General features: G+C 61.4%; 14 protein-coding genes and 1 pseudogene. 8 read left to right on the top strand and 7 right to left on the bottom strand.

What is annotated here, in order from left to right; translation table 11 throughout:
• Nucleotides 1–351, top strand: a 351-nt coding sequence (locus tag WDW90_RS31655; protein WP_336491548.1) for a hypothetical protein, incomplete at its 5' end; no start/stop codon positions are given.
• Between the two features lie 557 nt (nt 352–908).
• Nucleotides 909–1124: a hypothetical protein gene (locus WDW90_RS31650; RefSeq protein ID WP_336491546.1), complete on the top strand. Its 216-nt coding sequence runs from the start codon at nt 909–911 to the stop codon at nt 1122–1124.
• Between the two features lie 171 nt (nt 1125–1295).
• Here the strand turns inward: WDW90_RS31650 and WDW90_RS31645 are convergent, their stop codons facing one another.
• On the bottom strand, nt 1296–1988 hold the full coding sequence (locus tag WDW90_RS31645) for a phosphatase PAP2 family protein (protein WP_336491545.1): 693 nt from the start codon (nt 1986–1988) through the stop codon (nt 1296–1298).
• 491 nt (nt 1989–2479) lie between these two features.
• Here WDW90_RS31645 and WDW90_RS31640 point away from each other — a divergent pair, with 491 nt between their 5' ends.
• Nucleotides 2480–2707: a hypothetical protein gene (locus tag WDW90_RS31640; protein WP_336491544.1), complete on the top strand. Its 228-nt coding sequence runs from the start codon at nt 2480–2482 to the stop codon at nt 2705–2707.
• 416 nt (nt 2708–3123) lie between these two features.
• On the opposite strand, the gene WDW90_RS31635 is transcribed toward WDW90_RS31640, so the two are convergent.
• Nucleotides 3124–3396 carry a helix-turn-helix domain-containing protein gene (locus WDW90_RS31635; RefSeq protein ID WP_336491543.1) on the bottom strand — a complete coding sequence of 91 codons (273 nt, stop codon included), beginning with the start codon at nt 3394–3396 and terminating at the stop codon, nt 3124–3126.
• A 129-nt stretch (nt 3397–3525) separates the two neighbouring features.
• Nucleotides 3526–3807 carry a hypothetical protein gene (locus WDW90_RS31630; RefSeq protein WP_336491542.1) on the bottom strand — a complete coding sequence of 94 codons (282 nt, stop codon included), beginning with the start codon at nt 3805–3807 and terminating at the stop codon, nt 3526–3528.
• A 65-nt stretch (nt 3808–3872) separates the two neighbouring features.
• Between WDW90_RS31630 and WDW90_RS31625 the strand changes: the two genes are divergently transcribed.
• From WDW90_RS31625 to WDW90_RS31615, 3 genes are all read left to right on the top strand, one after another.
• Entirely contained in the window at nt 3873–4052 is a 180-nt protein-coding gene (locus WDW90_RS31625; RefSeq protein ID WP_336491540.1) for a hypothetical protein, read from the top strand.
• 467 nt (nt 4053–4519) lie between these two features.
• Nucleotides 4520–6277, top strand: a complete 1758-nt coding sequence (locus tag WDW90_RS31620; protein WP_336491538.1) for a carbohydrate-binding domain-containing protein — start codon at nt 4520–4522, stop codon at nt 6275–6277.
• Nucleotides 6278–6577: 300 nt separating this feature from the next.
• The gene (locus WDW90_RS31615) at nt 6578–7600 is read left to right on the top strand and encodes a glycosyltransferase family 8 protein (RefSeq protein WP_336491537.1); all 1023 of its coding nucleotides are present in this window, start codon (nt 6578–6580) and stop codon (nt 7598–7600) included.
• Between the two features lie 151 nt (nt 7601–7751).
• Here the strand turns inward: WDW90_RS31615 and WDW90_RS31610 are convergent.
• From WDW90_RS31610 to WDW90_RS31595, 4 genes and pseudogenes are all read right to left on the bottom strand, one after another.
• Nucleotides 7752–7901: pseudogene (locus WDW90_RS31610) on the bottom strand (ATP-binding protein); the annotation flags it as partial.
• Nucleotides 7902–8435: 534 nt separating this feature from the next.
• A complete protein-coding gene (locus WDW90_RS31605; protein WP_336491536.1) occupies nt 8436–8753 on the bottom strand; it encodes a hypothetical protein in 318 nt (105 codons plus the stop codon).
• 4 nt (nt 8754–8757) lie between these two features.
• Entirely contained in the window at nt 8758–9435 is a 678-nt protein-coding gene (locus tag WDW90_RS31600) for a hypothetical protein (RefSeq protein ID WP_336491534.1), read from the bottom strand.
• Nucleotides 9432–9596 (bottom strand): hypothetical protein, encoded by a 165-nt coding sequence (locus tag WDW90_RS31595; protein WP_336491533.1) that lies wholly within the window; start codon nt 9594–9596, stop codon nt 9432–9434. Before WDW90_RS31595 ends, WDW90_RS31600 begins: the two co-directional genes overlap by 4 nt.
• 151 nt (nt 9597–9747) lie before the next feature.
• Here WDW90_RS31595 and WDW90_RS31590 point away from each other — a divergent pair, with 151 nt between their 5' ends.
• Together WDW90_RS31590 and WDW90_RS31585 are read left to right on the top strand one after the other, a co-directional pair.
• Entirely contained in the window at nt 9748–10413 is a 666-nt protein-coding gene (locus tag WDW90_RS31590; RefSeq protein ID WP_336491532.1) for a nucleotide-binding protein, read from the top strand.
• A 33-nt stretch (nt 10414–10446) separates the two neighbouring features.
• Nucleotides 10447–10731, top strand: a complete 285-nt coding sequence (locus WDW90_RS31585) for a ribbon-helix-helix domain-containing protein (RefSeq protein WP_336491531.1) — start codon at nt 10447–10449, stop codon at nt 10729–10731.
• The last annotated feature ends 433 nt before the right edge of the window (nt 10732–11164 follow it).

Below are 11164 nucleotides of genomic sequence, written 5' to 3'. Positions count from 1 at the left end.
GCGGCCGGAGCGACATCGGCGGCCTCCGAGCGGGACCGCCAGCCTACACCCAGCACGACGCCCACCGGAATTCGCCAGCAGTGTCCCGTCGTTTTCCAGACTCCGCGGCATTGCGCCTTAATTCCTAAGCTCGTGCCTGGTGCCGTAATTGTGTTCCGCGGGATGGAACTGCGGGACAGGGATTCCGTCGCGAGCAGCGAGCTTTCACGAAGGCTCTCCGCGATGTCCCTGCAGCGGGAGCGCGAGGGCGACGATCCGGTGGCCTACGTGGTGGACCTTACCTGCATCGCCGACATCGATGAGGACCGGAGCGCCATGGCCGCCGCGAAGCTAGAAAACTGTAATGAGTAACGCTCAAAAGCTGTGATAGATGCGCTGCCTCTAGGCAAAATTACTTAGATTTTGAGGTCTTTGCAACCAAGTCGACCAAGTAATTGAATATCAAATTGTTGATACCAACCTCGATGAGCTACCGCACGCTGGAGCGCGCACCGAATTGCTGCAGTGAGCAATAGGATTTGACCGTAAACTGCGTACTACTTCATTCCCACGGCATTCCGAGCAGCTGCTTGTAGATTGCGCTGTCAGGCAACTCTGTCCTGAGCCGCTCAAGGGCGGGACAGCGGCCACTAATGAAGGTGGTAGCCCTCAGCAAGCGCCGAGGCAGCGCGTCGTATGACCGGAACCGATCGTCCCATGCCTGCGCAGCCGCCGGCCAAGCCCGCCGAGACTGACGATCCCGAGCCGATCACCGTCACGATGGCGAACCCTGCCGTCGAGAGCCACCGCCTGAGAGGGCAACCCAGGGCAGTTGCTGCGGAACATACCCGAGCGAGACCGGAAGATGTGATGGCGACAGTGCGCCCCTGCGCGCCGGCCCCAAGGACTTTAGGCGCAGCGTGCGGGACTTGACCCTCGCCATTTCGCTCGCGGCCGTGTTTACGCTCGGCTGCGTCCTGATCCACGCCTACAGCGACAAATATCCGAACGAGGTGCGCGAGGCCATCGTGGCCTTCTTCATCATCCTCTTCATCTTTCTCGTGGTCGGCTTTGTGGCTCTAGCCTCGCCGTATCAGCACGAAGATCCTGCACGCCCCTCAGCGGCGGCGAGCATGGACGGCTGACCCAGTTCGAGCTCAGCCGTCCGGCTCGGTGTCAGGGGGCCGGAACACGCTCGCGGCCGTCCCGGAGCTTCCTGAGTCAATGAAAAGCCCCGGCTAACGCCAAGGCCAGGGATGATCCTTAGACACCACAGTCTCATCTAAACGGATCGCTGGACATCACATGGCCGGGTCTCACAGCTCCTTGAACAGGCCCCGGAACACCATCCGAACGTCGTTAAACATCGTGGCAAATTGAAACAGCAGCAGGAACGAGGCCGCGTAGAACGGGCCAGGGTGCCGTGTGGCGAGCTGGTTCAGCCGGACTGCTATGGCCTTCATTGGCAGGGTAGCGTGCACAACAAGCGCCGCGGCGATGCCGATGGCCGCGCCGGCTAGGAGGTCGCTCGCGTAATGGTAGCCCGTGTAGACGCGCGGCAGACAGATCATCAGGACCGACCACGCGTAGCAAACCGCTCCGAGCCGCCGAGACAGGCACCAGACCGCTGTCGAAAGGGCAAATACCACGGCGGCATGATCGCTCGGGAATGAACTCCAGTTTTCCAAAGCTTCGGTGTTCTGGCTGATCGGTGCCACAAAGGCGGGATCGCCGGCATGCATGGGGCGCGGGCGTGCGGGCAGAAGGTTTTGGCTCAGGCGCGACACTGTTCCGGCCAGCAACATTCCTGCAACGGCGCCCAGCACGCACGCGCGGCGTCGCAGATCGTCAGCTCTCTCGAACCAGATGTATGCGAGCAAAATAACGAGCGGCAGCATTTTGACACTGCTGATATCGCTCACTTTTACAGCGATCTTATCGAAAAGTGCGTTACGGCCCGCGATTTGGCCCGCTGAGCGCAATACGAATTCATCAAAAGCAGAAAACATGGTTCGATGTTCCCAGAAGGGGCTGCCCCTTTCTAGCTTGCCGGCTATACATTTGGAACAGAGGCACGAATTCCTGCTTTGTCGCTGACATAACGGCATCTTCTCCAGATTATTCACGGCTGGGTGGGCGGCCCGGAGCAAGCGCCGAGCGGGATTTCTGGAGCCTAGGAGCCGCTTTCTGCTGGGGTGGGCGTGCTCCACCGCCTTCGCTCCCGCCAGCTTGCCGTAAGTGATTGCCGGCCCGTGCCGCCGGGCGCAGCATTGTCGTGCGCCCTGCCGAGCGATCAGGGTGCAGGCACCGGCCGCACCCGACTTCCTTCCCAAGGTGCCGGCGTCGCGGTCGGTGTTCCCGACTAGGTCGGGCTCCCGGAACGGCAAGCGAGTCCGTCTGCCGCAATGCCAATCCGATGAGCATTGCCGTAGGTGTGCGCGCCCCGGCTTCCCGCGTGCTCTACGGGCCGCCCAGCACCTCATCACAGACGGAGAATGGAATGCAGGCGCGCTCGGCGGCCTACAATGTCTTTCGCCGCAAGCGAAAACCGGCCCTGCGCTGCGCCGTGCGCCAGGATCGACCTGTGCCCACGTTCGTCAATGGCGAGACCTGGGACTTTGGCGGCATCGCGACGACGACGGAGCCGCCGCCCGGCTTCCAGCCTGAGGCCGCCAGCGAGGCGATGCGGCTGACCGGCTACTACCTGTTCCATGACCTGCGGGCATGAGCGGACGAGCCGCTGCTTACCAGAGCCGCAGGGTCCAGCCGAAGCCCACGACCATGGGGCTCGCCAAGAGGAGCGCCAGGGCAACACGTTGGATCCGCGCCCAATTCCCTTCTTCCGCAACGTGGTCGTTCATCGAGAGCCCCAGAAATTCCGGCCCCTAACGTCGTGGGCCGGACGTCAGTTGCGAGCCTTCAACGGAGGGAGGAAGACTCCGCCGGCCGCTCCGAAGGCCGGCGGGGTACCTGCTGCCGACAGGACAGTTCGCGACAGGCAGCGGGAAGGTCACCGCCGAGGGTTAAGAGGGCCCTAACCACGTCGGATTACATCCGGGAAACAGTCGCGATTTCGCCCGTTTAGGTCTGCGAACTCGTCACTCGCACGAGTTCAGGAGGGCGTCATGGTCATCCTCAATCCGCTCACGGGCCAGCTTGTCGAGGTGCCGACGCCGAAGCCGCGCCCGAGGCTTTGACGCGGCCAGCGGGCTGATCGTCCAGGCACTTGGATACCTGCTCGGGCGTGAGCCTCATCGCGATCATCAGGCGTAACAGCTTCTCGGCCGCGCCGTGAACGCGTGACTTGCCCGTCGCCCAGCGCCGTGACGTAACTTCCTCGATCCCGAGAAAGGCCGCAGCAGCAACCTGCGTGAGGTCCAACTGCTTGAGGGCAGAGCGATACTCGTCAGCGGTCATGATGGGCGCCGAGATGGGTAGCCGCTCGCGCCGGGACAATCATTTTGGTCGGCTACGTAGCTCGATCGGGTGGCCACGCTGTGGGCTGCCCGGTTCCGTAACGCCCAAAACGCGAGCAGCAAATCAGACTCAGGCCACGGGCTCCGCTCGGACCGATGACGCCTCGAAGAAACCCGCTCCCCGAGCGATCCATGAGGGGTTCGCCAGGGGATGTACCCGACGACCCCCCGGACGGGTATTGCGCAGCGCAATCAAAAGCTTGCGCATTGGGCCTGGCGCTTGATAAAATTCCTCAATGAATGAATTAAGCCAAAATCCATCTACGGGGGTTGAAAGAAAATCCTTGAGATGTAATTTAGGTGCGATGCGATAGAAGATCGGATAGACGCAGCAATGTTTTTCGATGTTCAAGTTAAATATGCTTATCGTCTCATCGTAGAGCCCTGAATTCATAATCTACAGGGAAGGGGCCCGAGATGGCGTTCAACCAAAATTCCAATCAAGGCAAGCAGTCCGAGCAGAGCGACAAGGTCGCTGACGCCGCGAAGGCGGGCGTCGTTCTGGGCATGGGCCACATGATCCACCACCTCGCGCCCGAGCAGGTGGTCAGGGCCGTTGATCGTGCTTCAGAGAGGGCGCTAGCCAAGGCGGCTTGAGATGCAACTGGGCGCATCACGGGGCGGCTGTCCCGTGTGTGCTCGATCTCGGGTCATCACAGCGCTGTGACGCGGTCCGGCTGCAAACCGATTGCGCTCACCTCCTCTGGGGTGAGTGCCTCATCCCTCGCACTCAGGCGCAACCCGCATTCGCATGCTCGCGCGCTACGCGCGCAGCCGCCCAGACTTGATGCGGGAGTTTCTGCGCACGATCGCTTAACCTTCCCCCTCGTCAGCTCAGTTATGAAATATAGAATATTCAAGAGAAAAGGAATTAACGATTGACAGCACTTGGAGTTTACGCTGGAACTTCTCCTGAGGACGTTAAGGCATTCGAAACCTGGCTCGGCCGGCCCGTCGACCTCGCCTCTGCCTTTCTGAACCAGAGCAGCTGGGCAGAGTTCGACAATTCAATTCCTTGGGCCACCTGCTTGTGGCAAAATACTGGAATATCGGTTGAGTGGTCCGTGCCGCTCACGACCTGGTATGACGGCAATCTCGACGCTGCTGCAACCGGCAGCTACAACGAGCACTACCTGAAGGCGGCCCAAGCGATCGCTGCGACGACACCCGGAACGGAACCCATTTACATCCGGACCGGCTGGGAAATGAACGGGACGTGGTTCCCGTGGTCGGCGCAGGGACACGAACAGGCGTTCGTGGGCGCGTTCCAGCAGTTCGTCGACACGTTCAGGTCCGTCTCCGACCGCTTCAAATTCGAATGGACGCCCAACGTCGGCAACGATTGGTTCGTCCATCCAGCCGACGCCTATCCGGGTGACGCCTACGTCGACGTGATTGGCATGGACTTCTACTGGAACACCCAATGGGAAGGCACCGACCCGGTTGGGGCTTGGAACTCGCTGGTCACACGGTCGAGTGGCCTGCAATGGCAGCAGGATTTCGCGGCCGCGCACGGCAAGCCGACGGCCATCTCGGAATGGGGAACCAGCTCGTCCGATGCCGGCCCCTTCTTCCAGAAGGCCGGGCAATGGTTCACGCAGCACAACATGCTCTACCAGAGCTACTGGGATTACACCGACGGCTCCTACGCCGGCAAACTCGACAGCGGTCAGTTTCCTGAGGCGGGGGCTGTCTTCCAGCAGACCTTCGGCACTCTCAATCACCCCCCCACCGTTGCAGGGCCGCTGACGGGAAGCGTGACGGTTAATTCACCCCCGGCCAGCTTCGATCTTCTGTCGGGCGCCTCTGACCCGGACATTGGCGACACTCTTGTGCTCGCTAATCTCACCTACAGCGTTGACGGCACAACTCCGTCGGCAGTGGCGCCTGCAGGGATCATCTACGATCCAACTCAGCATTGCGTCACCGTCAATCCGGCTGATCCAGCTTTCGCTCCATTTCCAGCAGGCACACAGCAAACGATCGTCCTTGGCTATGACATCGCCGATGGTCAAAGGAATACCGTCCATCAGACGGAGACGATCACCATTACCGGTGCAGCTGCGGCAAAGGCCGGCGGTACACTCGTGATCCGCGTCTCTGGCGACAGCTATGAGGGTGACCCGCAGTTTATCGTCAAGGTGGATGACCAGCAGGTCGGAGGTGTCTACAGCGCGCATGCCGCTCATGCGAGCGGTGCGCACGACGATATCGCTATCCAGGGCGCCTTCAGCGCTAATCCGAACAAGGTTACGGTCGAGTTTATCAACGACCTCTACGGCGGGACTGCGGCTACCGACCGCAACCTCTACGTCGAACAACTGACACTGAACGGCCATACCGTTGCAGGATCGGCAGCCAACAACACTAGCGGCTGGAACACTGCCGATACTGCGCAGCTGTTCTCAAACGGCAATGCCGTCTTCAACTTCGCTACGCCGCGGCAGAATTTGCTAACACTGCGCGTCTCTGGCGACAGCTATGAGGGTGACCCGCAGTTTATCGTCAAGGTGGATGACCAGCAGGTCGGAGGTGTCTACAGCGCGCATGCCGCTCATGCGAGCGGTGCGCACGACGATATCGCTATCCAGGGCGCCTTCAGCGCTAATCCGAACAAGGTTACGGTCGAGTTTATCAACGACCTCTACGGCGGGACTGCGGCTACCGACCGCAACCTCTACGTCGAACAACTGACACTGAACGGCCATACCGTTGCAGGATCGGCAGCCAACAACACTAGCGGCTGGAACACTGCCGATACTGCGCAGCTGTTCTCAAACGGCAATGCGTATTTCTATCTTGATACGATCTGGCACATTTAATGTTACTGTTGTCTAGCGCAAAGCAGGAGTAGCGATCATGCGTCATCTAATACCAATTGGCGGTGATCATAACCGGTAGGCCTAGGGGCGGTCTCGTCGACGCGCACAGACCTGGAGCTGCCCGGCTCGCGTGAGTGCGTTTATCAAGGACGATAGGGCTGACAAGGCAGGTCAACACCCAGAGTGGCTGCTCACTTGCATCGTGCGTTCGCACAGAGGAATGGGGCCTCCGATTAAAGAGAAATTGCCGGAACCAAAAAATTCCAAGCGCCTTGAGATGGCGCCAGTGCAGAGGATTCGATGAGTACGACATTGGCAGCACCCAGCCTCGATCGACCCGCGGACCTGATCTGCATCCTGTTTTGCGTCGACACGGCCTATTTAGGCCAGGCCGGTGTCGCGCTTAGCTCAATTCTCGCGAGTAACCCGCACTCCGCGTTCGAGGTCTACATCGCAGGCTTCGATTGTGATCCGAAGGCCTCGGAGGCCATCTTCGAGGGCGTCACTGCCAAGCACCCGTCCTGTCGTGTCATCTACAAGGACTTCGATGCGGGCTTGTTCGCGGCGTTTCCAGTCACGCGGCACATCAGCAGGAGTGCCTACACGCGCATCCTCGCGGGCCAATTTGTCGACCCGCGCCATACCCGCCTCCTTTACCTCGACGCCGATATCGTAGTCCGCTCCGATCTGCGCGAGCTTTGGGCGACACCGCTCGACAGATATGTCGTGGGTGCGGTGCAGGACCACTTCGTCTTGGACCGGGAGGCGATCGGTTTCCGCTCCGATGAGCCGTACTTCAATTCTGGCATGCTGCTGATCAATATGCCTGCCTGGCGCGCGGCAGACTGCGAGGCCCGCCTCCTCACCTATCTCGCCGAACACGGTCAGAAACTGCAGTTCGCGGATCAGGATGCGCTCAACGTCGTGCTGCGCGGACAGGTACGTTTCCTCGACCTCGGCTGGAATTTCCAACCGCGCTGCGCCGACGTGCCGGCGAGCTTCCTCGGACTCAGCCCGGCGACCTATGCCACCCTGCGCGCCAATCCCCAGCTGATCCACTACACGACGTCGGTGAAGCCCTGGAATGCGCCGCATCGCGTCCATTACAGTCATCATTTCTTCGAGGCCGCGCGCGTGGCGGGGCTCGAGAGGTTCTTCGATGCACCCAATGTCGCAGACCTGCCGGACTGGCTCAGCGCCGTGAAGACCTGGCTGCGTTGGCACTTCCCCTCCGTGTTTCGTATGATCCGTCGCGTGCTGAAGCCGGAATCCGCGGCAATGATGTATCGCGCCCGGGGTGCCGCGAAGGAAACGACCACGTAGGGTGGACTTGTCGCAAACTCTGGCGTGAAGAGCACACAGGAACGGTCGCGCATTCAGTGCAGGGCTCATGTCAACGGCGGAGTAAATTAGGCGCAAGGGGCGGAGTAATCTTCCCTCAGGCGAGCCCGCATAGCCACGGCGCGCTGTGAGTTTAGTCTGAGTGCTGGTGGTCGGCCGACAGGATCGCTTGACGCCGCTGCTTACTGGTGCGGAGCCGGTAGCTTTCCCCGTTCATCTCAAGCAGGTGCACGTGGTGGGTCAGACGATCCAGAAGCGCCCCGGTCAGGCGCTCCGAGCCCACGTTCCAATAGGCATGGCCCATCGGAGTGGCGAAACAGCTTGCCGCGACTACGAATAGCCCAGGTGAAATGTCCGGCCGTGTCGCGGCTGGCCCTGATCTCCAGGCCGGCTTGATCACTCAAACCGAACCGCCGGTGAGGGAACCATCCAGAGCAAAACCGGCAACGAATAGGCGCCGGCCGCGTCCCGGGAGTTTCGACCAGAACCGCCGGCTCTCGGCTGTTTGCCGCCACCTGCCGAGTGGGCAGGGCCGCCTCTCCGATGAGCTGAGCGGGCCCGCTAGTTGAACGCGCGATGTCCCGCAAATGTCGGATGGCACAGCCCGGAGGCTGGCGATAGAAGGGCTGCGCGGCGGGCCTTCCACCCTGTCGCGCTAACCTCCATCTCGCCCCGCCACTCCGACGCTTGCGCGGGGCTTCTTTTTGAACCCCGCTGCAAAAACGACCCTTTCTGAGACTCTGGCGCATGGCGCCGGTTTGGGCGTGGCCGCAAGCAGGGCTTCGGTTTCAAAAGAAGCCTTGAAACTTGGGTCTCATTACCTCGTCCGTGCGACGAGTAGTGGGACCAGAGAACGTGCGCATCGGTGGGCGTAGCGGATCGCGGCGCAGCGCCGGCCGATGGTCGAGGTCGCCCTTCCCGCCTCCGCTTCATGGACGAGGAAGCCGGCGACCGCCTCGGGCGAAGCTAGCATCGACCGGAAGCCGTACCGGACGCACCACGCCTCAAAGAGCGCCTCATCCCCGCGATAGGCCCGCACGGTCGCCTCGGCCTTCGAGGCGCGCTGGTAGGCTGTGACGAGAGCGATGGCCTCAGCTGGCAGTCCGGCAGCCGGAACTTCTGCAAGGGCGGGCAACGCCTCAGGCATCGTCTTCGGGGGCGAAGACCTCGCCCTCCTCGGCCAAGCGGACGTTGGCTTCGTCAGCCTTCAACTCCTTGAGAGCGCGATGCTCGGAAAGCAGCCGGCGCATTGTCCGGTCCGCATCCGAGCAATCGGCCGGCTCAGGCGCATCGGGACTGCATCCCGCGATAGTTTCGTCGGTCTGCTGGTCGACCGCGGCCCGGTCTGCGGAACTGAGCGAGGCCAACTCACCGAGCCCGAGTTCGCGCGCCACGTGTGCCGCGATTTCCTCCCGCTTCGCTCGCAGCGCCACGATATGCGCGGCTGTCTGATCTCCCGTCCCGCGCCCAACCTGCCGCGCGAGCGTGCGTCGCCATCCGAGCGGGAGCGACGCGCCGCGCAGCCGCATGCGATCCGTGACGCTGGCCAGCACAAGCTGCCAGTGCTCCGGGCTCAGAGTAGCGAGTGTCTTGCCGAAGCCGAGGTTGTGGGCTGCAAGCTCGGCAGCCTGTATCCACTCCGGCGGCAGATTGGGCTTGTCGGGAGGGACGCGAACAATGGGTGCATCAGGCATGCTGAACCCCTCCAGGTGAACTCCGGCGATACTAACGCCGCACGTCGCAGGGTCGTCAGCATCACGGAGCCAGCCAAAGGCCGGTGGCTCGGATCCGCACTCGAAAGATAGCCCCGGCTTCAATTCCTCACGTCCCTTGCGATCCGCTCTGCCCAAGACTTTCGAGAAGGCTGCTTCTGCCGGCCCGCAGGTGGCTCGACGCCACGCATGCGCATCTTCGCCTCGACGTTCGCCAGCACGAACTGCCAGTGCTCCGGCGTGAGGTCATGCAGGGTCTTGCTCATGCCGAGATTGCGGACGGGCAAATGCAGAGAGCGCGGCCGCATGAGATCCGATGGGCGAATTTAACCTTTCGTTAAGGATTGCTCTCAATCCTTCAATCCAGCTGGTTCGCAACCAGGCATGCGGGCAACGAGGTAAGAGAGTAATACAGCAATGAAGAAAGTTGGCATCATCACCGCCAAGGGGGGCAGCGGAAAGAGCACCCTCGCTCGCCATCTCGCGGTGGCGGCCGACCAAGCGGACTTCTCGACCGTCATTTTGGACACTGACCCGCAAGGGACGCTGCGGGATTGGGGTGAGGCCAGGAACAAGGAGCCTCACGTCATCACGGAGTACGGTACCAATCCGGATCGGATTGAGCAGGCGTTCAAGCGTATCGAGGCGGCAGGTGCCGACCTCCTGATCGTGGATACGCAGGGGCATTCGAGCCCGATCCCGACGAACGTCGCCAAGCTGTGCGATCTCGTGCTCGTGCCAATGCGCCCGACGCCAGACGACTTTAGGGCCATCAAGGGAACGGTCTCCATGCTCCAGGACCGGAGGGTCCCGCATTTTGTCGTCCTGAGCCAATGCCCAACGAACACCCCTCGCCCCAAGGCAGAAGCCTACAGCCTTCTGAAGAAGGCGAGCATTCCCGCATGGATGGGGGCGATCCACATGAAGGGCATCATTCCGTCCTCCGGCATCTCTGGTGAGACCGTGATGGAGCTGGAGGGACTGACCGATGCCGAAGCGAAGTCGGCCGATGAGTTCCGCTCCCTGTTCACATGGATGCGGCGCGAGCTTGACATGAAAGCTCTCAATCCAGCAATTGCGTAAGAACGTAATTCAGTAACATCGCAACAGGGTAATATGGCAAAGAAGTCACTCTCCCTGGACTCGCTGATCACGGAGCCCAAGGCGCCGGAGCCGGTTGCCGAGCCCGCGGCACCCAAGAAGGCCGCGTACCGCATTGGCAAGCGCGCATTCACGGCCTGGGCCAACAAGGAAGCCTACCGGCAGCTCAAGCACCTTGCGACTGACCGCGACACCACGATCCAGGCCCTGCTCGAAGAGGGCATGGACCTGGTGTTTGAGAAATACGGTTACGAGCAGATCGCAAGATCGAAAGAGGGCAACATGGCAACCCAGCCATAGAGCAATATCGTAGCCACGCCTGCCACGAGTCATACGCTGGCGCCCACTGCTGCGATCTCACCGCATCAAGGCTTGGGCGCTATGCCGGAAGGACGGCCTGCACCCGGCAGCCCCGCATCTGGACCGAAGCGTGCGCTCCCCACTCGCCCTGAGCAGGAACCTGTCGAGAAGGTGAGGGCGGTACGACGAAACCGACGACTGCGTCGAGGCCATTTCGTAATACTGCCATCGAGTAATATAGCAAGATGGCAAGACTCGCTCTGCGGAGTGCATCTTTCCTGCGCCAAACCCTAACAAAACCTAAAGCGGCCAAGCCATCCGCGCCCGTCCTGAGTCAACCTCGCGCAAGGAAACGGCATTCGAGCTTGGCGCTTGCCCGTTGAGGCCGCCGATCCCGCGATGACACTGCATTCGGCCGGCGGCTCCAAGGGCG

The sequence above is a fragment of the Methylobacterium nigriterrae genome, from assembly GCF_037106235.1.
Classification (GTDB): domain Bacteria; phylum Pseudomonadota; class Alphaproteobacteria; order Rhizobiales; family Beijerinckiaceae; genus Methylobacterium; species Methylobacterium nigriterrae.
The sequence above is the reverse complement of the archived record's forward strand: the minus strand, read 5'-3'. Positions and strand labels throughout refer to the sequence as shown.

Bases quoted from the DNA above. Each gene is read 5' to 3' on its own strand.
- WDW90_RS31645 (WP_336491545.1), bottom strand. From the start codon at position 1,988: ATGTTTTCTGCTTTTGATGAATTCGTATTGCGCTCAGCGGGCCAAATC.
- WDW90_RS31640 (WP_336491544.1), top strand. From the start codon at position 2,480: ATGCAGGCGCGCTCGGCGGCCTACAATGTCTTTCGCCGCAAGCGAAAA.
- WDW90_RS31635 (WP_336491543.1), bottom strand. From the start codon at position 3,396: ATGACCGCTGACGAGTATCGCTCTGCCCTCAAGCAGTTGGACCTCACG.
- WDW90_RS31625 (WP_336491540.1), top strand. From the start codon at position 3,873: ATGGCGTTCAACCAAAATTCCAATCAAGGCAAGCAGTCCGAGCAGAGC.
- WDW90_RS31615 (WP_336491537.1), top strand. From the start codon at position 6,578: ATGAGTACGACATTGGCAGCACCCAGCCTCGATCGACCCGCGGACCTG.
- WDW90_RS31595 (WP_336491533.1), bottom strand. From the start codon at position 9,596: ATGAGCAAGACCCTGCATGACCTCACGCCGGAGCACTGGCAGTTCGTG.
- WDW90_RS31590 (WP_336491532.1), top strand. From the start codon at position 9,748: ATGAAGAAAGTTGGCATCATCACCGCCAAGGGGGGCAGCGGAAAGAGC.
- WDW90_RS31585 (WP_336491531.1), top strand. From the start codon at position 10,447: ATGGCAAAGAAGTCACTCTCCCTGGACTCGCTGATCACGGAGCCCAAG.